The sequence below is a fragment of the Microbacterium sp. Y355 genome, assembly GCF_059445345.1.
The window spans coordinates 2,764,192-2,789,142 of the sequence record NZ_JCAIUD010000001.1 but is presented as its reverse complement, the minus strand read 5'-3'; the positions used below and the strand labels follow the sequence as shown (position 1 = coordinate 2,789,142).

Here is a 24,951-nt window from a genome sequence, read left to right as displayed (position 1 = left end):
GGTGGACTGCATGCGGCGACGCATGCAGCTGTCCTCACGCTCCCTCGGCGGCATCGCAGCCGAATGGAGAATCATGGACTTCCTGCACTGGCTGGTCGACGCCTTCAACTCGCAGTGGATACTGCCCGGCGGGCAGACCCTGCTGATTCGCGAAGTCGTGGGCAACGTCTTCGGCTTGGCCAGCGCTCTCGGCGGCATGCGGCGCAAGATCTGGGCGTGGCCGGTGGGCATCGTCGGCAACCTGCTGCTGCTCACGGTTTTCCTCGGGTCGATTCTCAACCCCGATCACTCGCTGCCGAACCTGCTCGGGCAGGCCGGACGCCAAGTGATGTTCATTGCGGTCGCGATCTACGGCTGGAACCGCTGGCGTCAGGCAAAGGCCGACGGCGGGCAGGTGACGCCGCGCTGGGCGCCGAACAGCGCTCGCGTTGGACTCGTGCTCGTTCTGGTGCTCGGCACCGTGGCGCTCACTCCCCTGTTCCGCGTGCTCGGATCGTACGAGCCGGTCTGGGCGGATGCCTGGACCTTCGTCGGCTCGTTGCTCGCGACCTACGGCATGGCCAAGGGCTGGACGGAGTTCTGGCTGATCTGGATTGCCGTCGATGTGGTCGGTGTACCGCTGCTGTTCAGCTCCGGCTACTACGCCACCGGGTTCATGTACGTGTTCTACGGCATCTTCACTGCGATCGGCTTCGTCGTGTGGGCACGGGCGCAGGCGAATGCCAAGCCGAAGATCGACACACTCATGCCGGATCCCCGGGTGGTTTCACCGGGGGACAATAGTGAGTGATGTTCGACAGCCCGCTTTCCGCCTCGGCCTACGAGGTGCTCGGTGTCGACCCCGCGGCGAATGACGACGATCTGCGACGGGCGTATCGCTTGAGGCTGCGGCAGACGCATCCAGACACCGGCGGCGACGCGGCGGAGTTCATCCAAGTGCAACGCGCCTGGGAACTCATCGGCTCCGTCGAGAGGCGCGCCTCGTACGACCGCGGGCACGGCTTCGGTGCCGCGAATCCGGCGTCTCCGGGACAAAGCCAGGATCAGAACTGGAGCGGCTGGCGGGCCCAAGCCTCGCGCACCGATACCCGTCCGCGGGCACGGTCATACGGGCATCCGGGCGGCTGGCGTCGCGAGCGCTATCTGACGCTGATCCGTGAGTGGGCTGGCCACGGCGTCGACGTCCCCGACCCCTATGACCCGGCGCTCGTGCGCTCCATGCCGCGCGAGCTGCGCCGCATGCTTGCGGACGCTCTCGCCGAAGAAGAGACCGCACGCACGGTGTCCGACCTCGGCATGGGATTCACCGTGTGGCACGATGTGGCCGCCGGCGAGGGCGCAGGCGACAAGCTTGACCACGTCATCCTCAGTCCGTCCGGCCTGTACGGCGTGCTCTCGGAGGACTTCGGCGAGATCGTTCGATTCCGGCGCGGAGAGATCCTTGCCCGGTCCGTCGATGGAGACGCACCCATCGCAGCCCTCCTCGCGCGCATGCGTGTCATCGCACGAGCCGCACGCGTCCGCTTCGGCGGTGCGATCATCGTCCTCCCAGACGACGACCTGGATCAGGCGATCACGACACTCGGAAAAATCCGCGGCACACCCGTCGTCGTCGTACGCCGCAGCGCACTGCACACAGTGTTGCGCCGTGGCGTCCCCGGAGCACGCGACATCGGCGGGAACGAGCTGTTCGATGTGCGGACTCGGCTGCAGCACACGGTGCGGTTCGTGTGAACATCGGGTCGACCAAACTCATGACCGCAGTCGAGGCGAAGGCCACGGCATCCGGGTTCGCGCTCGACGACGCACAGCGCGAGCTGGTCGCAGAGCTCGCACGGGTCACCCGCGCGGACGGCAGCCTATTCATCCACGGCCCGGCAGGGCGGGGGAAGTCCTGGATCGCGAACGCTTTCTTCGACGCGATGCCGACGCGCAGAAAAACCCGCGTGCACTTCCATGGGTTCCTTGATGCTCTGCACCGCAGCATCCATCGCCGTCGAGACGAGCAGGATGCCGTCGAGAGCGCAATCGACGACATCGTCGGCGACGCCCGCGTGCTGTTCTTCGACGAGTTCCACGTTCATGACTCTGGTGATGCCCGGCTGCTCACCCGACTGTTGGAACACGTGTTCCCGCAGGATCTGATCGTGCTCGCCACCTCGAACTATGCTCCCGTCGATCTGCTACCGAACCCGACCTGGCACCACATGTTCGAGCCGGGCATCGCGCTCATCACGCAGCACATGCAGGCGTTCGAACTCGCCGGCCCCACCGATTACCGCGCCGTCCCTCACTCCCACTCGAGCGGGTTCGCATCGGGCAGTTGGACACGAACCCCACCCGCGCCCGCCCCAACCGCTGACGAGGCGACCCTCTCGCACGTGCGCGACAGAGACTTCCCCGTGCTCGCCATCCGCGATAACGAGCTTTGGATCTCGTTCCATCAGCTCTGCGGGACGCCGACCTCGACGATCGAGTATCTGGAGTGGGCGCGCATCCACCCGCGCTGGGTCGTGACGGATGTACCCGGCTTCGCGGATGTCGACCGTGAAGCACAACAGCGCTTCATCAACGTGATCGACGTGATTGCAGATCTCGACGTGCCGACGACGTTCGTGTCAACGCACGCTCTGGCGGACTTCCTCTCCGGAGCCACGACCAGGCCGGATGCCTTCCGGATGGTGAGCAGGCTGCAGCTGCTCCGGCACTGATCGCCACCGGTTGTGAACGTCGCCCGCTGACGCGAACGCGATTAGCATCAAGGAATGACGAATGCTGACCCGATCGACGACATCTCCATCGGCGGAGAGATGATCCGCCTCGGACAGTTCCTCAAGTTCTCCGGGCTGCTCGACTCCGGTGGCGACGCCAAGGAGGTCATCATCGACGGGTATGTGACCGTCAACGGCGAGGAAGAGCGCCGCCGAGGACGCCAGCTACACGACGGCGACCTCGTCGAATTCGAGGGGCGCACGGTTCGCGTTCGCCCCTGAGGATCGACGTTCGGCGCGCGATCATCAGACGCGCTCCCGCACCGCCCTGGCAGTCGCGCCGGGATCAAGCCTGTGCATGATCGATTCCGGGACGATCACGAGCTCTGCTCCGTGCATCTCAGTTGCGAGCCGATCTGCTGCCGTAGCAAGGATGGGGAAGGTCTGCTCACCTCGCAGGATCGTGACCGGCTGCGACACCGACAACATCTCCGCCGTGGGCGTCGAGACCTGCGCCGTCAACTTCGCGTCGTATACCGTCGACTGCGCGAGCGGCACCAATGCGGGGAACTGATCGCTCTGCCGGATCGCTTGCACCATCTCTTGTGGCAACCCCACTCCTTCGAGTTGGAACGTGACCACCGCTTCGTCGCTCTTGCCATCGTCAACAAGCTTCTGCAGACGCTGGGGAAGATCTGCGGCGGGCTCGTCATTGCCGAATCGGAACGGCGGCTCTGAGAGAAAGAGTGAGCGGATCGGAACTCCTCTGGAGGCTGCGAAGAGGGCGAGTACGGCGCCGGATGAGTGTCCGAGCACGATCGCGTCGCCACCGACCGCTTCAATCACGGCGGCAAGATCATTGGCTTCGTCCTCGGGCGATGACCCTCGCCTGTCGCCGCTTGCCCCTCGAGCACGTCTGTCTACCGTGACAGCTCGGAAGCCTACGTCCACAAGGGCGCTCGCGAGCGCCCCGCCATCGGTAGCCAATGAGAAGGCACCGCCCACAATAACGATGGTCGGCCCTTCCCCCACTTGCTCGAAGGCGATCGTGATCCCGTCGGCAGAGGTCGTTGTATTCATGCCACCAAGAAACCACGATCCACCGACACTGGCAAGGGTGTGGGGCCGTCAGTAGGGTGAAGAGCATGACCACGACGACTGACGCACCTGCCGTTCAGAAGCGGCAAGGTACCTGGCCAGTCTTTGGAGTGCTCATCGTCGGTGTGGTTCTCATACCCTCAACCCTTGCGATTCTCACCACGAGCGCTGAAACACCGGATGCCGAGGCATACGTGCGGATGGCCTTTGCCGTGGTTGCGGGACAGACGATCGCGATCGCTACTGTGGTCAGCCTCCTAATTGCATCGATCATGCGGCGTTTGAGCATCGGCGCCATTCTCGCCAACGCACTTATCGCGATCGTTGTCACGTCCTTCGCGGCATACGGCATCGGAAATGCACTGACGACACTGCTGCAGGGTCTGGGTCTCAACAACTAAGAGTGGCGTCCCGCAGGCGCCGCGCCACCGTGGACTGTCAAGAATCGGAGCAGTTCCCGATTGAAGACCTGCGCATTGTCCTGGTTCGCGTTGTGGCCGGCATCCGGAATCACGACGTAATCGATCCGAGGATCGCTCGCAGCCCAACTCGGGCCATCCTTTCGGATGTTCCCGGTCCCGTCACTCTCGCCATGAGTGAGCAAAAAGGGCACATCGACCCGGAAGTCGGGATACCCGTCCCGACGCACGGCTGTCGCGACGGCAGCGAAGATGCGGACCAGATCACGCCGCCCGATCAAGCCCATGGCGTCGAGTGCGTAGGCCTGCACTTTCTCTCGAATGGAGGTGACCTTCGCCATAGAACGGCGCAGGTGGTCGAGGGGCCAGAAGCGGAAACTGGGAGCCATGAACCGCACGGCAATGTGATCACTTCGACTCAAGGGGAAAGCGATCGGAGTCGAGCCGACGATGACGAGCCCTTTTACACGCTCGGGATGCCGGCGGACGATGTGTTGCGAAACATATGCGCCCATCGACTGGCCCACGAGGATGAGACGGTCGATGCCGGCGTCATCGAGAACCGCGACCAGGTCATCGACATAGTCCTCTATAGAGGGATGCTCGATCCCCAAGGGCTGTGAACGGCCATGGCCACGCGCATCCCAGACGAGCACGCGGTAGTCGCCGAGTACCGCCGGGATCTGGGCGTTGAACATTCGGTGATCCATCGTCGCGCCGTGCAGGAAGGCGATCGCCGGACGTTCCGGATCACCCCCGACCCAGTAGTGAAGCGGTGTGCCCCGGCGCTCCAGCACGCGAACTTCGAGACCCTCGGCGGTGCGGCTCCAGTCAGCGGTCACGGTCTTCTCCCCATGGTCGTCGTACTTCCCAGGGTAGCGAGCCGGGACGAGGCCTCACTGTCCCAACGTCAGCCACCATCCAGGCCGGCGGGTCTGCCTTCGGAAACCTACCCGAGATCGATCGTCTGCCAAATGACGTCCGCGACGCAAAGGCCGTTGCCAGCCTCGCGATAGAACACATCAGTCGGGCTTACCTCACCCGATGCATGCCCGTTGGCGGATCCCTCAAGGTTGATCCTCCACGCGGCGTCTAACGAGGGCCGATCGACGGAGGTTTCAGCGTTGAACTGTTCTGGTTCCCCCGCGCTGAGTCCCTCCCACGCCGGCGAGTCACCAAAATCTGCCGTGGAGTCTTCGCAGGCAAGCGTTTGTTGTTCGCCCGAGGATGCGGCGTCGATGAGCTCCTCGGTCGAGTTGATGACGCGAGCACCGTCAGGTCCCCAGAGCACGACGTCCATCGAACACCCCGAAAGCAGGGCCATGGATGCGCCCGCGACAATCGCGACAAGGACTCGGCTAGGAGTGTTCACGGTGTCACGGTACCCGCCACGGGTTGAGATTGGCTGGCGATGACGCCCCCGAGTTGCAAGTGGCGTTAAGGATGCGGTGCCTCTGCTCAGATCATGGGCAGAGGCACAGCATCCTTACGAACTAAACGTCAGCTCACCGATTCAACCTCGACACTGTCTTCGCGTCGGCGGCGGACCATAAGCAGAACGCCTCCACCAACGAGCAGCGTCAGTCCGGTGATGAGAACCCACGCGGCGATCTCCCCACCGGTGACAGCCAACCCCCCACCGGGAGCCGGCGGATCAATCGGGTTCAGCGTGCACAACGGGTTCGTGTCAACACACTCGGTCGCCGGTTCCTGACCCGCGAGGGTCAAATAGTTCGCCAGCTCATGATTGCCCTGCTGATCGTATGCCGCGACCAACACGGTATACGTCACAGTCCCCGTCTGACCCGGCTCGAGAGCACCCGTAATGTGCAACTCACCATCCGTCGGGCCCGTCACCGAGAGACCATCGCTGGCCTCAGCAACCCCGACCAGCTGTGCATCATCAAGCACACCGTCCATGTAATCGGTGTAGTCAACGGCCGCACTCGCTTCGCCCACATTCTCAAACGAGAGCGTGTAGGTCAGTTCATCACCAGAATCGACAGTCGTTCCCGTACCGGGATCAACCGTCTTCGCCGGCACAATGTCACCCACAGGGTTCGTCGTGCAATCCTCACCGCCCACTTCACATTCATCCGGGGTCTCCGGGGTCGGGTCCTCGGGGGCGAAGAGGAAGTTCGCGAGAACGTCATCCCCACGATCCGCCGCCGCCCGCACCTGGACGGTGTAGCTGACAGTGACTTCCTGACCAGCCTGCAACGTTCCCGCAATGCTCATGCGCGCACCATCACGGGACACGGTGAGAGCATCATCAGATGCCGCCGGCTCCACAATGACATCAGCATCGTCGAGGACATGAGCGAGGTCATCAACCTTCAGCAGATCCGCGGCAGCCGCGCCCTCATTACGGAACGTCAGAGTGTAGGTCAGCTCCTGATCAGCGACCACCGGAGTACCAGAGGCCGGGTCAACCGACTTCGAGTCCACAAGCAGCGGAACAGGGTTGTACGTGCAGTCTTCACTGCCCGGTGCGCAGTCGTCCGGAGTCTCCGGCGTGGGGTCCTCGGGGTTCAGGAGGAAGTTACCCAACTCCGCGTCACCCAGGTCGTCGCTGGCGTTGACGGTAACGGTGTAAGTAACCGTCACGGTCTGCCCTGCGGCAAGTTCGCCGGTGATGAAGAAGCGACCGTCTGTGATCTCCGAGACCGTCAGCGCGTCGTCCGAAGCCACAGGGGCGACGGTGACGGAGGCGTCATCGAGGATGTGCGTCAGGTCGTCGGCCCGATCGATGTTTGCTACGCCTTCGCCGATGTTCTCGAACGTGAGCGTGTAGGTGAGCTCCTGACCGGATACCACCGTCGTACCGGACTCCGGAGTTACCGACTTCGAGTCGACGACCATGGGGATCGGGTTGTAGGTGCAGTCTTCACTGCCCGGCACGCACTCGCCCGGAGTCACCGGAGTCGGATCCGTCGGGTCAAGGAGGAAGTTACCCAACTCCATGTCGCCGAGAGCGTCGCTCGCGTTGACGATGACCGTGTAGGTGACCGTCACCGTCTGCCCAGCTGCCAACTCGCCGGTGATAGAGAAGCGACCATCCGCGATCTCCGACACCGTCAACGCCGCATCCGAAGACACAGGCGCGACCGTGACCGTGGCGTCATCGAGGATGTGGGTCAGGTCGTCGACGCGGTTGACCGCGCCTGCACCCGCACCCGTGTTCTCGAAGGAGAGCGTGTACGTGAGCTCCTGCCCAGGCTCCACCGTCGTACCCGACTCCGGGTTGACGGACTTGGAGTCCTCAACGCGCGGAACGGGGTTGTAGGTGCAGTCTTCACTGCCGGGCACGCAATCGCCCGGGGTCACCGGCGTCGGATCCTCGGGGTTCAGGAGGAAGTTACCCAACTCCGTGTCACCCAACTCATCCGCCGCCTTCACGACGACCGTGTAAGTGACGGTCGTCGTTTGACCGGCAGCGAGCTCACCGGTGATCGAGAAACGACCATCGGCGATGTCCGAGACCGTCAGAGCCGCGTCAGAGGATGCCGGAGCAACCGTGACATCGGCATCATCCAGGATGTGGGTCAGGTCATCGGCACGATCCACGGCCACCGGCACTGTGCCGGTGTTCGCGAAGGAGAGCGTGTACGTGAGTTCCTGACCGGAAACCACTGTCGTGCCCGACTCCGGGTTGACGGACTTAGAGTCCTCCAGACGCGGAACGGGGTTGTAGGTGCAGTCTTCACTGCCCGGCTCACACTCGCCCGGAGTCTCCGGGGTCGGGTCCTCGGGGTTCAGGAGGAAGTTGCCGAGCTCCGTGTCGCCCAGCTCGTCGTTCTCGTTCACAACGACCGTGTAGGTCACCGTGACCGTCTGGCCCGCAGCAAGCTCACCCGTGATCGAGAAACGACCATCAGCGATCTCCGACACCGTCAGAGCATCGTCAGAGGATGCCGGAGCAACCGTGACCTCAGCATCGTCAAGGATGTGCGTCAGATCGTCGACACGGTTGATGTTCCCTGCGCCCTCGCCGATGTTCTCGAACGTGAGCGTGTACGTGAGCTCCTGACCAGGCTCCACCGTGGTGCCAGACTCCGGGTTCACCGACTTCGAGTCGATGAGCTCGGGGATCAAGTTGACCGTGCAATCCGGGAACTCGTCATCCGTGGGAACACAGATCGGGTCCGTCGGAGGAACGTCACCGGGAGCGAGCAGGAAGTTCGCTGCGATGTTGTCCCCCCGCTCGGCATCTGAACGGAGAGTAACGGTGTAGGTCACTGTTGCCGTCGTGCCGGGTGCGACCTCGCCGGCGATGGTGATGTTCTCACCGTCACGGACAGCGGTCACGCCTCCATCGGAGGTGGGTTCGATCGTGACGTCCGCGTCGTCCAGAACGTGAGTCAGGTTGTCGACCGCGTCAACCGGGGCTGCGATCTGACCGATGCTCTCGAAGTGGAGCGTGTAGGTGAGAGTGTCACCCTCACCGAGCGGCGAGTCCGAAGCCTCGACGGTCTTCCACTCGTTCAGTGCGGCACCGGGGATGATGACATCCGCGCACGGGTTGGTACCGGGGAGTGCGTCGCCGGCGGGAACACACGCGGTGTTCGTCAGCAGCTGGTCGCCTTCGCCGGTGTACGTCACCGTGTACTCGAGGATGACGGACTCACCAGCAGCAAGAGCGCCGATCCAGGTCAGTTCCGGCTCTTCGTAGGCGAGAGTGCCGTTCACCGTGGATGTGGCGTCGTCGTTGTACGTGCCGTCGTCAAGGACCTCGGTCATGTCATCCGTGATGGATGCAGGAGCGTCGACCGTGAAGTCGCCGGGGCCGGCGTTGGTAGCGGTCACCGTGTAGGTGACCTCGGTGCCGATGGCCGGAAGCTCTGTCTCACTGGCGGTCTTGTCGATCGTCAGGCGCGGCAGCTCGAAGACGTTCTCTGCACACGGGATTCCCGTTGCGGGATCTGTGCCGTCTGCGTCCGCAGGATCACACACCGGAGTCGGAGTGTCGGGAGTATCTCCGTACGCGACGTTGCGGACAACGCCATCGCCGGTGGCGGTAAGCGTGGCCGTGTAGGTCAGCGTGACCGTTTCACCTGCTGCGAGAGCACCCGTCCACGACAGCTTGGGCTCCGTGTATGTCACTGTGCCGGCGAGGTCTGCCTCGGCATCGTCGTTGTAGGTCGCGTCGTCGAGGACGCCCGAGAGGTCATCACTGAAGGTGGCCGGCGTCTCGTCGGTGTAGTCCAGTTCGCCCGTGTTGGTCGCCATCACGGTGTAGGTGACGGTGTCGCCCACGCGTGTGTCGGCGTCAGCGTCGGAGGTCTTCTCCATGTCGAGGCAGCGGCCGCCGATCTGGATCTCGCCCGCATCGAGCGCGATGGGATCATAGGCCCAGTCATCGATGGTGCGGTTGTTGCCCCAGCTGTTGGTGGCGTTGTTCCAGCCATGCACGCCGCCGGTGCTCGCCACTCCTCCCGTGCCGTCAAGGACGGGGGTGGTATTGACCCTGGTTCCCGTGAGTGTGGTGTCGTTCCAGTAGACGGTGTCATCCGGAGCGTCTGTGCCGTTGAGGCGAACGATCTCGATGCCGGCGGAACGAGCCTCGACATCGATCTGGAGGAGGTGGATCTCGCCGAGCTTCTCAAAGAAGATGCGCGCGTTCATCAGCGTGCAGTCAGCGACGAGATTACCCTCACCGTCAAGACCGTCGAAGTCGTACGTGTACTCGCCGGTGCCGTCCGCACCGAGCGCGATAGTGCGGTCCACAGCGTCGTCATATGAGCCGTTGCCGTTGGTGTCAACCTGGAGGTTGTACGCACCGGAGAAGCGCTCGTTGATGGAGTACGAGAAGGTACCCGAACCGGAGTTGGCCATAGTCGGTGTGAAGGCCAGGTCGTCGACGGCCAGATCAGCGTCTGTGAGCAGCGGCGGCGCGACGTTGAGCTCACCCTGCGCAGACGGCGCCGTCGCGGGGAGAACTGCAGAGGGCTCATCGAAGAAGATGCGGTACTGGGGGCCATTGAAGTCCGGATTGATGCCGGACGCGACGCCTGACTCGTAGAGCGGCTGTCCGTCCGGGCCGGTCAGTCCAAGGCTGTTGGCGATGATGCGCGAGCCGATGCCGTTGTAGTCGTACAGGTTGACTGCGTACCGGTAACCGGTGTCATTGAGCACCGTGTATGAGAGGTCATTCGTCTGCACGTTATCGGTCTGATATGCACCGTAGTTGTCTGTCCACACCCGACCGGTCTGTGCAACACCAGCGGCGTCACTGACAGTGATGTTCCAGTCGAAGCTGCTACCGGAGTCGGCGGTCCTCGTTGCCTGGGTGATCGTCCACACACCCGCTGGTCCGGAAAGATCCGTCACGGCACAGCTACTGCCGACCGCATCCGTCGCAAGGGCCGCGCATGTCCACGCCTCGGTGCCAGCGGGGTCTGTGACAGTGAAGTCGTAGTCTCCGGCACCGCCCGTGAAAGCCTTAGTGAAATCAATGTCGAGAGTTTCACCCGCCTGCGTATAGGCGAAGAACGTCGTGTCGAACCCGCTGGGCACACCCGGGATGCTCTCTTCCGCCTGTGCTGGCGCGGCGGTCAACGCGGTTGTGGCGAATGTCAACCCTGAGGCGACTAAGGCACCCGTAGCGAGCAGCGATCCCACCTTCCTCGCCCAGGACGGTCTGGATCTCTGATCGGAGTATTTCTGACGTGAGCGCATGAGCGCTTCCCCCCTCCCAGGCCGGAGGCCTGGCTGCATATGGACCTTTTGAGTCAATCGAAAGGCCACACACAGGTAAAGCTCAGGGAGGGTAAACAACCCTCGGGCCGTCATTAACTCACCCTCGTCCCACCCCGGCTCTCACCCTGGGTCTCACCCTCGGCTCACCCCGGCGGATGGTTCTACTCGCCAGCACCTCGGAGCGAGGCGGCATGCTCAAGCGCTTCGGCCCTGCTTCGAGCGCCCAGTTTGCGGTAGAGGGAGCGCTTATATGTCTTCACGGTGTTGACGGAGAGATACAGCTCGTTCGCGATTGCGGTGGCTGACTCATGCCGGCCAAGTGCGTAAAGCACCTGTTGCTCCCTTTGACTGAGGTCAATGGTGGTAGCGCCGGAATACCGATACTGGGCCCGGGTCGGTGCATGAATCGCATCCAGACGTTTGAGGATATCCGTCCGAACTGGTTCATTGGCTTCTTGCAAAGCAACGGTCATTCCCGATGATCGAATCTGATCCGCGGCCTTGGACACGGTACGTTCCGTCGCCTTACCTGAATCGGCGTACTCGATAACGGCGCGGAGCACTGAAGTGGCGGCGACGACTTCGCCGCTTCCGGCGTCCGGATCGGTGTCAAGCGCGCCGAACGCGTCATCCAGGCGTCCTCGCAACAGAAACTGTCGTGATTCGGCAGCCCTGATGAGAACATGCGTTCGGGCAAGACCTGGCGTTTTGAGTACCCGTTCAGCCGCGTCAAGCTCGTCAGCCATCTGGTAGTGGCTAGCGAGATCAGCCCGAAGCAACTGACCCGCGAGGAGTTCCGGTGCGCTCGCTGACCTGTAGTTGCGAAGTGCTTGCTCGAGCCGTGCGATTCCCCGCCGGGGGTCTCCCCATTGGAGTTCGAACAGCGCCCGAGCGTGGACACCGACCCACCAGAGGTCGCTCTCTGACTGCTCATAGGCGACTCGATCGAGTGCCGCTTCAGCTTCCTCTGCGGAATCGCTGCAAACGCTCACGAAGGCCCGAATGAGCAACTCAGCTGTTGCAAGGTGGTGGTTGAGGGCGCCCTCATCGGCCTGATCGCCTTCGACTGACGGACGAAGCCACGCACGTGCGAGGACGAAGTCACCGTGAAGCGCGTCGATGAGAGCGAGATGACTTCGGATGTATCTGTCGTGGGGATGTACGCCGCGAGAATTGGCCCACCGATGTGCCCGTGTGAATGCTTCAGACGCCGCGGACAGATCGCCAATGTGCAGTTTGCTCTGGCCTGTGTGCAGCAGAACAGCCGGAAGCACCTCGTGGAATCCGTCGGTGTCGGAAGCGAGTTCCGCCATCTCGTGAATGTCGTCTGCCTTCGTCGCAGCGCGCTGGTATCTGTCAGCGACGAGCATTCGGCGCAATTCCAACGCCTGCACGACGATCAGGTCGCGTGTGGCGGGCCGTTCCTGCGTCCGGACCCAGTCGATGAAGTCGCGTTGAGCCTTGTCGCTGAGCGATCGCATGACACCACTGGAGAAGGCGATTTCCCTTGTCAGCCGATGGCGCCGGTATTCAGCGAACCAATCGCGGGGGAGCTGTGAGAGCGCTCGTCGAAGTGATTCGCGGTCCGTCAGCAGGTACCTGTAGAAGTTCTCATTGAGCAGATCGTCGACCTGGTCCCAGGATTTCCTTTCGACGGCATCGGCGACCGCGCCCACATCCACCACCACATCGTCCGCGTGTCGCGGATGACGGCGCTCCTCGCACGCGGACGTCATTGGGGTGCCTGCATGTGCATTCCGCTTCCTGTTTCTCCCATCTGAAAACAGCTCCCCAGAGACAATTGGTAACGGTACACACCGATTCGCTAAATGTCTCTCGGTCAGATGGCCGATGCGGGTGTAGGACCGAGTAGCGTCGTGAGTTGAAACGTACCGATAAGAAGACAACCGCCTTCGGAGCGCCGGTTCGCCCGCCATTCCAAATGGCGCAGGAAATGACCGCGCTGGCTGCAGAAAATGGAGTTCATTCACGATGCCGATGGGTGCGGTTGCCGCCGAGAACTGTAATGATTTCGGATGGCAGCCTCGAGGCGCTATCGACCCAGGGCTCGTCGCCGACACCATGCAACATCCAAGATTCGGCATCGGCCGGGCATGGTCCAACTCTGCGGGATACGACCTCTCCGCCGCGCCGAACCTCACCTACCTGGTGTACACGGTCGAAGGCGGGTTCGAGTTCGACGTCGACGGCTCTCCCATCGAAACCGAGGCCGGCTCCCTCATCCTGCTCGACGGCGAAGCACCAACGAACGCTCGAACGCTCGCCGAGACCGCGCGCTTTGTCTGGTACTTCGAGCCGACGTTCTTGCGAGCTGGTCATTCACGCTTTCGATTTCACGAACCGATCCGACTGCACAATGCGTCACAGCGAGCACTCCTGTCGATGACCAACTCCGTCCTCAACGAATCCTTACCGGCCACAGAGTCAGCTCGGCGACACCTCGGCATCTCACTGGAACATCTCGTTGCCGGGGCTCTCGATGAAGCGGGTAGCGCCGAGATCCTGACGGCTTCAGAGACGGCCGACCGCGCCGGATTCTCCTCTGCAAAGCAGATGTACTGCGCTCTCACCCGCGCGGGCAGCAACCGCGCCTCTAGCGTTTCGCCCAAGTCCCCGTGAACGACAGCCACAACTTTGCGCCCAAAAGGCCTCGTGAATTGATGCTCGAGGCCGTAATCGAGCTGCGAGGACAGGTGCCTTTCGCCGCGCTTCTCGTCACCGCGCGGCCGAACCCCTCGGAATCCGATGTTCCGATTTACAACGTCGGGATGGAAGCATCCCATGTGGCGCACGGTTTGGAATACTTCATCCCGCGCAGCCCGGAATTCCAAGTGGCCTCAGAGACCCCCGATGAGATCATCGATTGGTCGAAAATGCCGAGCTTTCGGGAGACGGCAACGGCGCGCGACCATCTCATCCTCGCCGGATACACACAAGGGGTCTCGTTCCTGCTCCGAAGCGGCGAGCGCCCGGTCGGCACGCTGCACATGAACGCGACGCATACAGAAGTCTTCTCGGATGCAGATCTCCAGGCACTCGATCACGCCCGCAAAGAGATCGAAGCCGCGGTGACCGCGATGATCACTGGCACGAGAATGTCGTTGACTCCTCGAGAGCAAGAGGTGCTCGCTCTGATCTCCCTTGGATGGACCAATCCGAAGATCGCGGACGCATTGCAGATCACGCGTCGCACGGTGGCCACGCACATCGAGCACCTTCTCTCAAAGCTGGGCGCAAGCAATCGCACCCAGGCCGTTGTCCTCTCCGTCGAGCTCGGACTGCTCCGCTGATCCTGGTGCAGCCAAGCGTGTGGCAGATTGGATTCGATGAACTCCCCCGCTCCTCGGAACTCCGCGCCGCCCGGCCGCACGCTCCTCGTCGGCTTCGGCAAACTCGGACGGAGTCTCGCGCCGAAGCTCCTCGCTGACGGCGGCGCCGTCATCGGACTGCGCCGTAGCGCCGCGGACCTGCAGAACGGGGTCGTCGGCATCCGCGGCGATCTGACAACTCCGCTGAAGGAACGCCTGCCGTCCGTCGACGCAATGATTGTGACTCTGCCACCACCCGGAGGTGTCTCCGGCTACCGCACGGCGCTGACACACCTCGCGGATGCTCTCCCGAACGTTCCCCCTCGCACGCTCTTCGTCTCATCGACTGGCGTCTTCGAGGGCTCGGCATCCGCGCATCCGATCACGGAGCAGGACGACCCTGCACCGACCAGCGAGCGCGCACGCGCACTGTATGATGGCGAGCGGGCGGCGATCGAGCTGTTCTCCGCGGTGGTCGTGCGCCCCGCCGGGATCTACGGTCGGGGTCGAGGATTCCTCCTGCGGCAGGTGCGGGAAGGCGCCGTTGTGAACCATCGTCGACGCACGAACCGCATCCACGAGGACGACCTCGTACGGACGCTGGATCTGCTGCTGCGGATGCCGAAGCCGCCGACGCTCCTGCACGTGGTGGATGTCGCGCCCGTCCCACTGGGAGAGGTCGTCGAGTACATCGCCCGCACGCTCGGCGTCGACCCGCCGCCCGACGACGCCTCAGCCGACCCGATCGGGCTGGTACACGACGGATCGTTGCTCCGATCCCTGTTGGGCCCTCTCGAGTACCCGACGTACGTCGAGGGGTATGCCGACATGATCGCAGAGTCGACGCGCCAAGATGGTGGGCAGGTCAGTCGGGGTAGCTGAGCCCGACATCCACACCCAGATGCCGACGAAGCGCGGCAGAAATGTCATCGAGGTGGGCGAGCTGCTCCGGGGTGAGAGCCTCGACGAACAGCTCGCGCACCGCGCGCAGGTGCGGAACAGACCCGGCCCGGAAGGCCGTCCGAGCGAATTCCGTCGCGGTGACATCCACCCCATGCACAACGTCGGCGCAGCGGACGCGTTGGATCAGATGACGCTTCTCCATTCGTCCCAGATGATGTGAGAGCCGACTGCGCTCCCATCCGATCAGCGTTGCCAGCTCCGAGGACCGCAAAGTATGCCGCGGGGCCTCCGTCAGAGCGAGCAGCACCTGGTAGTCCCTCGCCGACAGCGACGACTCGCTCTGCAGGCGACTGTCTAGGCGCGTGCGCAGCGTCTGCGACGTCTCGATGTAGTCCCGCCAGATGCGCAACTGCTCTCGCGTGGGCATCGTCCGGTGATTCTCGGCCATTTCGTCTCCTTGGAATGGATGTGTCAATACCAATGTTGCAGCATTGACACGTCAATTCGGATAGTCCGGAGACGAGAAGGGCGCTGGTCATGGTGATTCAGATCGGTGACATCGAGTTCGGGCTGAACTCCTTCGGCGACATCGCCACAGACGACGGGCGTGTGATGTCGGATGCTGAAACGCTGCGGCTGCTCGTCGATGAGGCGCAGTTGGCGGAGTCCGTCGGGCTCGATGTGTTCAGCGTGGGCGAGCACTACCGGGAGGGCATGGTCGACTCGGCCACTCCTGTGATCCTCGCCGCCGCCGCACAGGCCACATCGACGATCGGGCTCGGAACGTCGGTGACTGTCCTGTCGACGCAGGATCCGGTGCGGTTGTACCAGCAGTTCTCCACCGTCGACGGGCTCTCAAATGGGCGGGCGCAACTGGTGCTCGGACGCGCTTCCGCGATCGAGTCGTTTGCGCTGTTCGGATACGACATCGCCGACTACGAGCAGATCTTCGACGAGAAGCTCGACCTGTTTCTGCGTCTGATGCATGAGGATCGCGTGACCTGGACCGGCCAGCACCGCGCGCCGCTGGAGAATGCGCGCCTGCATCCGCGGATGCCGCAGGGAGGGATCCCCACCTGGATTGGGATCGGCGGAAGCCCCGATTCGGTCGTACGTGCAGCACAAAACGGCCTCCCGTTGATGATGGCCATCATCGGCGGACGTCCCGACCGGTTCGCCGGGCACGCCGAGCTGTATCTGCGCGCGCTCTCCCAGTTCGGTCGGCCAGAACTTCCGATCGGTCAACACTCCCTCGGCTTCATCGCCGACACCGATGAGGAGGCGAAGAACATCCACTGGAAGTACTGGGAACCCGTCGTGACCGCGATGAGCGAGGAGCGCGGCTTCTACCCGCCCACTGCCCAGCGGTACGAGGTGGAAGTCAACACGGGCGCGCTATACGTCGGATCACCCGAGACGGTGTCGCAGAAGATCGCGAGCATCATCCGCACCAACCATCTGTCCCGCTTCGACCTGAAGTACGACCTGCTGCATCTTCCGCGGGACGCCCGCGAGCACAGCATCCGCCTGTTCGGCGAACGCGTCGTCCCTCGAGTGCGCGAACTGCTCGAGCAGGATCGCGGCGACTGGCGACTCACCGGGCGAACTGCCGCCGAGATCGTCAAGGGCGGCAAAGCCGCCCATGCCTGAACCCCACCAATGTCTGAAACCCGCGAAGGAAAGAGATCATGAACGACTTCACCAAGCTCGAGTTCGGCATCGATACATTCGGAGACTTGCCCCGTGATGACCAGGGCGCTGTCGTCTCGTACGGCGCGGCGATCCGCGCAACCCTGGACGAAGCGGTGCTCGCCGATGACCTGGGCATCGACGCGGTCGCCATCGGAGAGCACCACCGCCCCGAATTCGCGATCTCCTCACCGGAGACCGTTCTGGCCGGAATCGCAACGGCGACCGAACGCATCCGTCTCGGCTCCGGTGTCACCGTGCTGTCGTCTGACGACCCGGTGCGGGTTTTCCAGCGCTTCGCGACGGTTGACGCCCTCTCGAACGGGCGCGCCGAAATCATCCTCGGCCGAGGATCCTTCACCGAGTCATTCCCGCTGTTCGGCTATGACCTCTCCGACTACGAGCTGCTCTTCGATGAGAAGATCGACCTCTTCCATGCCCTGCTCGACGAGAAGCCGGTCACCTGGGAAGGGACGACGCGCGCCGCTCTGCACGCGGCGGACGTCTTCCCGAAGACCGATTCGGGACGGCTGCGTACCTGGGTGGGCGTCGGTGGCTCACCGCAGTCCGTGATCCGCACGGCGCAATACGGGTTCCGACTCATGCTCGCCATCATCGGGGGTGCTCCTGACCGGTTCGCACCGTATGTCGACCTGTATCGGCGGGCGACCGAGCAATTGGGCACCACCGCCCACCCGGTGGGTATGCACTCCCCCGGTTTCATCGCCGAGACAGACGAAGAGGCCAAGGAGACCTTCTACCCCGGGTACAAAGTGGTCCGAGACCGGATCGGTGCGTTGCGCGGCTGGCCGCCCCTGAGTCGATCCGACTTCGAGGCCGACGTTGCGCAGGGATCGTTGTACATCGGCTCGCCAGAGACCGTCGCCCGGAAGATGGCCGCCGCCATCCGCACGCTGGATGCCGGTCGGTTCGACCTCATCTACTCAGCCGGCGGCGCCATGTCTGCGAGCGCACGTCTTCGTGCCGTCGAGCTGTACGGCACGAAGGTGATCCCGATGGTGCGTGAACTGCTCGCCGAGACGCCCGCACAGTCGCCCATGACCGGCGCAGCTTTCCAGCGATGAACGCGATGAACGGGAGGAATGACATGGACAGCAGCATCGGCGACCGCGAGACCCTCGGCATCCTCGGGGCCGGCAAGGTTGGCACGGTGCTAGCCCGCCTGGCGGTCGCTGCGGGCTACCGGGTGCTGATCGCTGGCTCCGGAGACCCAGAGCGGATCGCGCTCACGATAGATGTGCTCTCGCCAGGCGCGACTGCCGTCCGCTCAGAAGAGGCTGCCCGCGAGGCCGACATCGTCTTGCTCGCGCTTCCTCTCGGCAAGTACCGCAGCGTTCCGATGGCAGAGCTCGACGGCAAACTCGTGGTCGACACGATGAATTACTGGTGGGAGACCGACGGAATCCGAGACGACCTCAACGACCCTCGCACGTCGACGAGTGAGGTTGTCCAGGAGTTTCTTCCCGGTTCACGCGTCGTGAAAGCGCTGAACCACATGGGCTACCACGACCTCGAAGAAGAAGCTCAGCCTGCAGGCTCCACGAGCCGCAAGGCGATCGCGATCGCCGGCGACCGGGAGGGTGACCTCGCACGCATCGCAGAGTTCATCGACGCGCTGGGATTCGATCCCGTCATTGCCGGCCCTCTCGCCGCGGGGGTCGTCCTGCAGCCGGGCAATCCCACATTCGGTGCCAACCTCCCGATCGATGACCTGCGCGAACTCATCGACGCTACGGCCTCCGCCGGCTCATCGACCGCCACTGCGTTCTGACCTCGACCTACCAGCCACACCCAGAAGGAGAACCGTCACAATGACCAAGATCGCCATCATCCTCGGTAGCACTCGCCCCGGTCGCAACGGAAAACAGGTCGCGGACTGGGTGCTCGAGCAGGCCGCCCGGCGCAGCGACGCGGAGTTCGAGCTCGTCGATCTCATCGACTACCCGCTCCCACACCTCGACGAGCCGCTGCCGCCGACAACAGGCCAGTACAAAAATGACCACACCCGAAAGTGGTCCGAAAAGATCGCCGAGTTCGACGGATACATCTTCGTCACCCCCGAGTACAACCACTCCACCTCCGGCGTCCTCAAGAACGCAATCGACTACCTGCATCGGGAGTGGAACAACAAGGCCGCCGCATTGGTCGGATACGGCGGCGTCGGTGGGGCTCGCGCGATCGAGCACCTGCGGCTCGTGCTGGCCGAACTCCACGTCGCCACAGTGCGCCAGACTCTGACGCTGTCGCTCACGACCGAGTTCGAGAACTACACCACCTTCGCCCCCGGCGACTCTCAGGGCGTTCTCCTGAACACCCTGTTCGACCAGCTCATCGCGTGGTCGCAGGCTCTCGAAGACGTGCGCAACCCCGAGCTCGTCGAGCGTGCAGCCTGAGTCGACCTCAGAACCCGGGGCCTGAGGTCGACCTCAGAGCCCTTCCTCGTCACAACGGATCGTCCGGCACGTACCTGCCGGTGAAAGGAAAGAAGAAATGGCAACCGTGAGGTTCGACCAGGCAACACGAACGTTCGCCGGAGTGCAACGCCCCGCCGTCGACAAGCTGGATCTGGAGGTTGCCGACGGCGAGTTCCTGGTTCTCGTTGGCCCCTCCGGCTCCGGTAAGTCCACGTCGCTGCGGATGCTCGCAGGCCTTGAAGAGGTCAATGGCGGGCGCATTCTCATCGGCGACCGCGACGTGACCGACGTGCCCCCGAAGGATCGCGATATCGCGATGGTGTTCCAGAACTACGCGCTCTACCCGCACATGACTGTTGCGGAGAACATGGGCTTCGCCCTCAAGATCGCCGGGGTCGGCAAAGAAGAGCGCGCGCAGCGCGTGCTCGATGCCGCGAAGCTGTTGGATCTCGTCCCGTACCTGGAGCGCAAGCCGAAGGCCCTCTCCGGCGGTCAACGCCAGCGCGTCGCGATGGGCCGGGCGATCGTGCGCAGTCCGCAGGTGTTCCTGATGGATGAGCCGCTGTCGAACCTCGACGCGAAGCTGCGAGTGCAGACCCGCACGCAGATCTCCTCACTCCAGCGCCGGCTGGGCGTCACGACCGTCTACGTGACTCACGATCAGGTAGAGGCGCTGACCATGGGGGATCGGATCGCGGTGCTCGCCGACGGCACGCTGCAGCAGTTGGGCACGCCTCGCGATCTGTATGAGAACCCGAGGAACGTCTTCGTCGCGGGGTTCATCGGCTCGCCGGCGATGAACCTGTTCACCACGGATGTGAACGAACGCGGAGTGCGCTTCGGCACACAGACGGTTGCGGTGGACCGCGAGATACGGGACGCGGCCGGCACCCGCGTCACGATCGGCATCCGACCGGAGGACATCACCCTTGGGGTCGAGACAGAGCCAGGGCTCACGATAACGGTGGATCTCGTCGAGGAACTCGGCGCCGACGGCTACCTCTACGGCCACGCGATCATCGACGACGAGCGGGTGAACGTCACCGCGCGCGTCGACGGGCGGACGCACCCGAAGGCGGGCGACACGGTCTCGGCGACACCCAAACCAGGACGGATCCACCTGTTCGACGTGGACAGCGGAGAACGGCTGAACCCCGGGATCGTCAGCTGAGCAGCGATCGCCTGCAGTTCACTCGGAGTGCGCCACCACCACACCGGCGGCGCACTCCCCGCGAACAAACATGATTCGCCGACAATCAGCTGCTCTCTGCCGAGGCGATCTCGATTGCGAAATCGTTCAGCTCCGCCGCCACCGCAGCGGGCTCGGTCAGCGCCGCGTAATGTCCTCCCGGTATCTCGACAGGCACGATCCCCAGCCGCTCGCGAATGTGCCTCCTCATGAACGGTGCGGGGAAGAACTGGTCTTCCGTGCAAAGGATGGCTTTCGTGGGGATATCGGGATGGTGGTCCGCAGGCCAGGGGCTCGACATCCAGTTACCCTGCTGGTCGCGTTCTCTTTGTTGCGCCTCGGCGGCGAGCGCTTCAGGTACGTCGTTGAAGAACGACACGGCCGGGTCATCGTCGACCGACTCGTGGACGTGACCCGTATTGGTCCACCAGTCCGTGAAGCTCTCCCCCGGCATTGGAATCATGCCAGCAAGATAGACCAGCCCGTCAGCGTCGATCTCGTCGCCGACAAGAGGCGCCGTGAAGCCTCCCAATGAATGACCTACGACGATGACGTGGTGCCTTCCGCCGATCGCATCGACCACGGCGCGAACGTAGTCCTCGAGCCCGGCGTGTGAATCTTCAATGGGTAAGTCAACGGCGACGGCCTCGTGGCCCGCGCTTTCGAGGAGGGGAATGACAAGATGCCAGTCCCATCCGGACGAACCGCCCCCGTGGATCAGCGCGAATGTTGCCATGGTCGCCTTCCCTAACGCTCTGAATGCCAGCAGATCCCGGTGCCCAGCGGGATCGGTTCGAAACCTATCCCCTCAGCCGGTTCTCCGCTAGGTCTACGCCTCAGTGCCACGGTTATGGAGATTGAGGGTTGACACCCGCGTTGGGTCGCGCCACTATTTAGCTACCTAGTTAATTAACAAGAAGCGAAACTATGACGGACGTGTTGAGCATGACCTTCTCCGCCTTGGCGGATCCGACGCGGCGGGCGATCCTCGCCCAGTTGACGCGCGGTGAAGCGACGGTCAACGAACTCGCCGCGCCGCACGCGATGAGCCTGCCATCGATCTCCCGACATCTGAAGGTGCTCGAGCACGCGGGCCTCGTGAGCAAGGGGCGCTCTGCGCAATGGCGTCCCTGCCGCCTCGAGGCGTCACAGCTACAGGTCGTCGACGCGTGGATGGCGCCCTTCCGAGAGTTTTTCGACCTGAGATTCGACCGTCTGGAAGACCACCTCACCGCTATGGTCGCCGAGCGCGACAGTGAACGAAAGCAGGAATGACATGACCCAGCTTCCCGGCCACGAGAGCGGTTTCACCGAGACTCGTTGGTTCAACGCACCCCGAGAGCTCGTCTTCCAGGCGTGGACCGACCCGCGCCACCTGGGCTGGTTCTTCAACCCGTCCATGCCTGAGCCCGCCGCGCCCATTGAAGTCGACCTTCGCGTCGGCGGCGCATGGCGCCAACTCATGGTGGTCGACGAGGCGACCGAGTACACGACGGGAGGCATCTACCGCGAAATTGTCCCTGTGGAGCGGCTGGTCTTTACCTGGGGAGCGGTCGGCGGATGGCCCGAGCTTGGCGGGAGTGCCGTGGACGATGCCCCCGTCGTGACGCTGCAGTTCAGCGAGCTCGATGGCGGCACTGAGATGCTCTTCACCGTCACGCTTCCCGAGCACCTCGATTCGGAGCAGGTGCGAAGCTGGCTCGGAACTGGCATGCGGGAGGGTTGGATCGTCACACTCGAGCGGCTGGTGCCATCTTCCGGCGAGGGCCAGAACACCGGAAGGATGTCGCGCCTTCCTCGAGTAGGTTCTTGAGCGCCCCGGGACAGTCCGAAACGCCGCGAAGCCGTGTTGCGGGCGGCTGTGCCTCTACTTTGCAGAGCTCGACGTGTTACCGACCGTCACTCCCGAAGCCTGCCGCGCGCAACTCCACGAGGTACGCGCTGTCTGCGGGGCGCAGGTAGTACGCCTCCGACTGGGCATCCTCGGTTGTGCCTCCGCGCACAGGCATCCCTCCCGCCCCGATCACCGCGTCAAGAGCCGACGTGGTGAGGGCTGAACCGGGATTGCTCAGAAGCCAATCCTGCGCGGTCTTTCCACAGCGTGTGAACCAGTGCTGAACGTCGCTTGTTGTCATGCGGCTATCTCACACCATGTCGTCGGCACACTGTCAAGGATTTGACGTTGCCGCGGCGGGGAACACATCTAGCCCACCGTATTGAGTTGGACCATGGCGTCGTAGAGCTGCGTTTCCGTCATCGGCGGCTCGGGGATCGGATGCGCCCGCTCAGCCCGGTAGGCGTCGAGCATGAGGTAGAGGTGACGCCGCCAGGCGTTCGGGGCGGTGGTGCTGGTGGCGTCGATCATCCGGCCGTTGGACCAGATGAGGTTGACGATGTCGGCCCGCGTGATGTCGGGGCGCGCCTCGCCAGCCTCTTGGGCTCGGGTGAGCACGTCTTCGATTTGTCGACACATCTCGTCGTGGATGCGCTCGGTGTCAGCGCTGCCAGGGAAACGACGGGACAGGAAGTCGTTGAAACCTCGGTCCCCCGCCTGCACGCGAAACAGGTTCTCCAGGTAGTAGACGAACCCTTCCCACGGATCATCGATTTCCAGAGCCTCCTTGGACCCGTCGAGGAACTCCCGAAGTTGAGGCTCAAGTGCGGCCAGGAGCAGGTCCATGCGCGTAGGGAAGTGGCGGTATAGCGTCCCGATGGCGACTTCGGCGTCGCGAGCGATTCTTTCCAAAGAGGCATCCACGCCTCGCGCGGCGAACTCTCGCCGTGCCGCGGCAATGAGCCTCACATGACGCTCCTGCGCGTCGCGGCGTCTGGGCGTCCGCGTCCGCTCAACACTGCTGATGCTCATGCACCTATTTTAGCTCGGAATCGGAGGGTACCCTCCGATTCCGCCTCAGGGAGCACCACACAACGTCAGGGACGGAATCCTTCTGAGAAATTTCACACCGTCGGAATACATGAGGCACCCCTCCGGTTTAACCCACTAACCGGAGGGGTGCCTCACCTTGATGCTCCACTCGACACAACCGAGACCTCACGGCCAACCGATACAGACATCACGAAGGAGCACATCATGAGCAGCATCAGCATCATCGGCGCGGGGAACATGGCCAACGCCATCGGCACCCTGGCCCTCAAAGGCGGCAACACTGTCGAGGTCATAGGTCGGGATGCGGACAAGGCCGGGTCTCTGGCCCGGGCGCTCGGCAACGGCGCTTCGGTCGGAACGTGGGGAGCCGCACCAACCGGGGACATCGTCATCCTGGCCGTACTGTTCGCCAGCGCCGTGCCGGTCGTCACCGAGTACGGGGAGGCACTCGCAGGCAAGATCGTCGTCGACATCACCAACCCTTTCAATGCTGACGCTTCCGGTCTGGCCATTTCTGAAGATACGTCCGTCGCGCAGATGGTTGCCGAGGTTGCCCCGGCAAGCACTCACGTCGTGAAGGCGTTTAACACCCTCTTCAGCCACGTGCTGGCCGCGGGCGACCCGGTAGATGTGTTCATGGCCGGCGATAACGCGCAGGCCAAGGCGAGCGTCTCTGCGTTCATCACGAGCCTCGGACTTCACCCTCGCGATGCCGGTGACCTCAGCATGGCGCACTGGCTTGAGAGCGCAAGCCTGCTGGAGATGGGCGTGGCCCGCAACGGGCTGGGCTTCAACATCTCCCTCGGTATCAACCTCGGACGAACGGAGTAGTAATGGGAAAGCTCGATGGCAAGGTCGCGGTGATTACGGGCGCGACAAGTGGGATGGCGCTGGCCGGTGCGAAGTTGTTCGTTGATGAAGGAGCTCACGTCTTCATTTCGGGCCGGCGGCAGGAGGCGGTGGATGAAGCCGTCACGCTGATCGGCCGGAACGTGACCGGCGTGCAGGCGGATTCGGCCAATCTCGATGATCTTGATCGTCTGTTCGAGACGGTCAAGCAGGAGAAGGGCGCGATCGATGTGCTGTGGACGAGTGCTGGCGGGGGCGAGCAGGGCAAGCTTGGCGAGATCACGGAGGAGCAGTTCGATGCCGCATTCTCGCTGAACGCACGCGGCACGCTGTTCACGGTTCAGAAGGCGCTGCCGCTGTTCAACGATGGAGGCTCGATCTTCATGACCGGATCGAACGCCTCGCTGCGGGGTTACCCCGATTGGAGTGTGTACGCAGCGAGCAAGGCGGTGCTACCCGCCTACGCACGGGTGTGGGTGGCTGAGTTGAGGGACAGAAAGATTCGCGTGAACGTGCTGACCCCCGGCCAGGTTGCTACGCCGATGATGGGCGACGCCCTGAGCGGGGAGATGAAGGCGATGTTCGAGTCTGTAATCCCCCGGCGAGAGATGGGTCGCCCTGACGAGATCGCGTCGGTGGCGTTGTTCCTCGCCTCGGACGACTCGAGCTATGTCAACGGCATGGAGCTCGTCGCCGACGGCGGCACCACGGTGATCTGAGCGCACCGCCGTGCCTTGGTGGGG

General features: G+C 63.4%; 26 protein-coding genes. 17 read left to right on the top strand and 9 right to left on the bottom strand.

Annotated elements, in window-relative coordinates; all coding sequences use genetic code 11:
• Positions 1-73 precede the first annotated feature (73 nt).
• Genes pnuC through AC1C2O_RS13435 form a run of 4 tightly spaced genes read left to right on the top strand, consistent with a single transcriptional unit; the run spans position 74 to position 2,993 of the window.
• Positions 74-790: a nicotinamide riboside transporter PnuC gene (pnuC, locus tag AC1C2O_RS13450; RefSeq protein WP_495431738.1), complete on the top strand. Its 717-nt coding sequence runs from the start codon at positions 74-76 to the stop codon at positions 788-790.
• Positions 790-1,734: a J domain-containing protein gene (locus AC1C2O_RS13445; protein ID WP_495430942.1), complete on the top strand. Its 945-nt coding sequence runs from the start codon at positions 790-792 to the stop codon at positions 1,732-1,734. The genes pnuC and AC1C2O_RS13445 overlap by 1 nt, the downstream gene beginning before the upstream one ends.
• 20 nt (positions 1,735-1,754) lie before the next feature.
• Positions 1,755-2,711 (top strand): cell division protein ZapE, encoded by a 957-nt coding sequence (gene zapE, locus AC1C2O_RS13440; protein ID WP_495430941.1) that lies wholly within the window; start codon positions 1,755-1,757, stop codon positions 2,709-2,711.
• Between the two features lie 54 nt (positions 2,712-2,765).
• Positions 2,766-2,993 (top strand): RNA-binding S4 domain-containing protein, encoded by a 228-nt coding sequence (locus AC1C2O_RS13435; RefSeq protein ID WP_495430940.1) that lies wholly within the window; start codon positions 2,766-2,768, stop codon positions 2,991-2,993.
• Positions 2,994-3,017: 24 nt separating this feature from the next.
• Here the strand turns inward: AC1C2O_RS13435 and AC1C2O_RS13430 are convergent, their stop codons facing one another.
• Entirely contained in the window at positions 3,018-3,791 is a 774-nt protein-coding gene (locus AC1C2O_RS13430) for an alpha/beta fold hydrolase (RefSeq protein ID WP_495430939.1), read from the bottom strand.
• A gap of 65 nt (positions 3,792-3,856) precedes the next feature.
• On the opposite strand from AC1C2O_RS13430, the gene AC1C2O_RS13425 reads away from it, so the two are divergent.
• The gene (locus AC1C2O_RS13425; protein WP_495430938.1) at positions 3,857-4,210 is read left to right on the top strand and encodes a hypothetical protein; all 354 of its coding nucleotides are present in this window, start codon (positions 3,857-3,859) and stop codon (positions 4,208-4,210) included.
• On the opposite strand, the gene AC1C2O_RS13420 is transcribed toward AC1C2O_RS13425, so the two are convergent.
• The 4 genes from AC1C2O_RS13420 to AC1C2O_RS13405 form a co-directional block, all read right to left on the bottom strand.
• On the bottom strand, positions 4,207-5,070 hold the full coding sequence (locus AC1C2O_RS13420; protein WP_495430937.1) for an alpha/beta fold hydrolase: 864 nt from the start codon (positions 5,068-5,070) through the stop codon (positions 4,207-4,209). The two genes, AC1C2O_RS13425 and AC1C2O_RS13420, sit on opposite strands and share 4 nt — an antisense overlap.
• 107 nt (positions 5,071-5,177) lie before the next feature.
• Positions 5,178-5,600 (bottom strand): hypothetical protein, encoded by a 423-nt coding sequence (locus tag AC1C2O_RS13415; RefSeq protein ID WP_495430936.1) that lies wholly within the window; start codon positions 5,598-5,600, stop codon positions 5,178-5,180.
• 128 nt (positions 5,601-5,728) lie between these two features.
• Positions 5,729-10,807 (bottom strand): DUF7927 domain-containing protein, encoded by a 5,079-nt coding sequence (locus tag AC1C2O_RS13410; protein WP_495430935.1) that lies wholly within the window; start codon positions 10,805-10,807, stop codon positions 5,729-5,731.
• Positions 10,808-11,088: 281 nt separating this feature from the next.
• On the bottom strand, positions 11,089-12,663 hold the full coding sequence (locus AC1C2O_RS13405; RefSeq protein WP_495430934.1) for a helix-turn-helix transcriptional regulator: 1,575 nt from the start codon (positions 12,661-12,663) through the stop codon (positions 11,089-11,091).
• 256 nt (positions 12,664-12,919) lie between these two features.
• Between AC1C2O_RS13405 and AC1C2O_RS13400 the strand changes: the two genes are divergently transcribed.
• The 3 genes from AC1C2O_RS13400 to AC1C2O_RS13390 are packed head-to-tail and all read left to right on the top strand — an operon-like array spanning position 12,920 to position 15,138.
• Positions 12,920-13,567, top strand: a complete 648-nt coding sequence (locus tag AC1C2O_RS13400; RefSeq protein WP_495430933.1) for an AraC-like ligand-binding domain-containing protein — start codon at positions 12,920-12,922, stop codon at positions 13,565-13,567.
• A gap of 41 nt (positions 13,568-13,608) precedes the next feature.
• On the top strand, positions 13,609-14,238 hold the full coding sequence (locus tag AC1C2O_RS13395; RefSeq protein WP_495430932.1) for a response regulator transcription factor: 630 nt from the start codon (positions 13,609-13,611) through the stop codon (positions 14,236-14,238).
• 36 nt (positions 14,239-14,274) lie between these two features.
• Complete coding sequence (locus AC1C2O_RS13390; RefSeq protein ID WP_495430931.1) at positions 14,275-15,138, top strand: sugar nucleotide-binding protein; 864 nt, start codon at positions 14,275-14,277, stop codon at positions 15,136-15,138.
• Here the strand turns inward: AC1C2O_RS13390 and AC1C2O_RS13385 are convergent.
• The gene (locus tag AC1C2O_RS13385) at positions 15,122-15,607 is read right to left on the bottom strand and encodes a MarR family winged helix-turn-helix transcriptional regulator (protein WP_495430930.1); all 486 of its coding nucleotides are present in this window, start codon (positions 15,605-15,607) and stop codon (positions 15,122-15,124) included. The two genes, AC1C2O_RS13390 and AC1C2O_RS13385, sit on opposite strands and share 17 nt — an antisense overlap.
• An 89-nt stretch (positions 15,608-15,696) precedes the next feature.
• Between AC1C2O_RS13385 and AC1C2O_RS13380 the strand changes: the two genes are divergently transcribed.
• From AC1C2O_RS13380 to AC1C2O_RS13360, 5 genes are all read left to right on the top strand, one after another.
• Entirely contained in the window at positions 15,697-16,809 is a 1,113-nt protein-coding gene (locus tag AC1C2O_RS13380) for an LLM class flavin-dependent oxidoreductase (RefSeq protein ID WP_495430929.1), read from the top strand.
• 38 nt (positions 16,810-16,847) lie between these two features.
• Positions 16,848-17,933 (top strand): LLM class flavin-dependent oxidoreductase, encoded by a 1,086-nt coding sequence (locus tag AC1C2O_RS13375; protein ID WP_495430928.1) that lies wholly within the window; start codon positions 16,848-16,850, stop codon positions 17,931-17,933.
• A 23-nt stretch (positions 17,934-17,956) separates the two neighbouring features.
• Positions 17,957-18,640: an NADPH-dependent F420 reductase gene (locus AC1C2O_RS13370; RefSeq protein ID WP_495430927.1), complete on the top strand. Its 684-nt coding sequence runs from the start codon at positions 17,957-17,959 to the stop codon at positions 18,638-18,640.
• A 40-nt stretch (positions 18,641-18,680) separates the two neighbouring features.
• The gene (locus AC1C2O_RS13365; RefSeq protein ID WP_495430926.1) at positions 18,681-19,262 is read left to right on the top strand and encodes an NADPH-dependent FMN reductase; all 582 of its coding nucleotides are present in this window, start codon (positions 18,681-18,683) and stop codon (positions 19,260-19,262) included.
• 97 nt (positions 19,263-19,359) lie between these two features.
• On the top strand, positions 19,360-20,454 hold the full coding sequence (locus AC1C2O_RS13360) for an ABC transporter ATP-binding protein (RefSeq protein ID WP_495430925.1): 1,095 nt from the start codon (positions 19,360-19,362) through the stop codon (positions 20,452-20,454).
• A gap of 85 nt (positions 20,455-20,539) precedes the next feature.
• Here the strand turns inward: AC1C2O_RS13360 and AC1C2O_RS13355 are convergent, their stop codons facing one another.
• Positions 20,540-21,208 (bottom strand): alpha/beta fold hydrolase, encoded by a 669-nt coding sequence (locus AC1C2O_RS13355; RefSeq protein ID WP_495430924.1) that lies wholly within the window; start codon positions 21,206-21,208, stop codon positions 20,540-20,542.
• Positions 21,209-21,417: 209 nt separating this feature from the next.
• Here AC1C2O_RS13355 and AC1C2O_RS13350 point away from each other — a divergent pair, with 209 nt between their 5' ends.
• The gene (locus tag AC1C2O_RS13350; RefSeq protein WP_495430923.1) at positions 21,418-21,747 is read left to right on the top strand and encodes an ArsR/SmtB family transcription factor; all 330 of its coding nucleotides are present in this window, start codon (positions 21,418-21,420) and stop codon (positions 21,745-21,747) included.
• Position 21,748: 1 nt separating this feature from the next.
• Complete coding sequence (locus AC1C2O_RS13345) at positions 21,749-22,285, top strand: SRPBCC family protein (protein ID WP_495430922.1); 537 nt, start codon at positions 21,749-21,751, stop codon at positions 22,283-22,285.
• A gap of 76 nt (positions 22,286-22,361) precedes the next feature.
• On the opposite strand, the gene AC1C2O_RS13340 is transcribed toward AC1C2O_RS13345, so the two are convergent.
• Together AC1C2O_RS13340 and AC1C2O_RS13335 are read right to left on the bottom strand one after the other, a co-directional pair.
• Positions 22,362-22,607: a hypothetical protein gene (locus AC1C2O_RS13340; protein WP_495430921.1), complete on the bottom strand. Its 246-nt coding sequence runs from the start codon at positions 22,605-22,607 to the stop codon at positions 22,362-22,364.
• 68 nt (positions 22,608-22,675) lie between these two features.
• Positions 22,676-23,338 (bottom strand): TetR/AcrR family transcriptional regulator, encoded by a 663-nt coding sequence (locus AC1C2O_RS13335; RefSeq protein WP_495430920.1) that lies wholly within the window; start codon positions 23,336-23,338, stop codon positions 22,676-22,678.
• 225 nt (positions 23,339-23,563) lie between these two features.
• Here AC1C2O_RS13335 and AC1C2O_RS13330 point away from each other — a divergent pair, with 225 nt between their 5' ends.
• Both AC1C2O_RS13330 and AC1C2O_RS13325 read left to right on the top strand, forming a co-directional pair.
• Positions 23,564-24,190: an NADPH-dependent F420 reductase gene (locus AC1C2O_RS13330; protein WP_495430919.1), complete on the top strand. Its 627-nt coding sequence runs from the start codon at positions 23,564-23,566 to the stop codon at positions 24,188-24,190.
• 2 nt (positions 24,191-24,192) lie between these two features.
• Positions 24,193-24,927, top strand: coding sequence for an SDR family NAD(P)-dependent oxidoreductase (locus AC1C2O_RS13325; protein WP_495430917.1), 735 nt, complete (start codon positions 24,193-24,195; stop codon positions 24,925-24,927).
• Positions 24,928-24,951 lie beyond the last annotated feature (24 nt).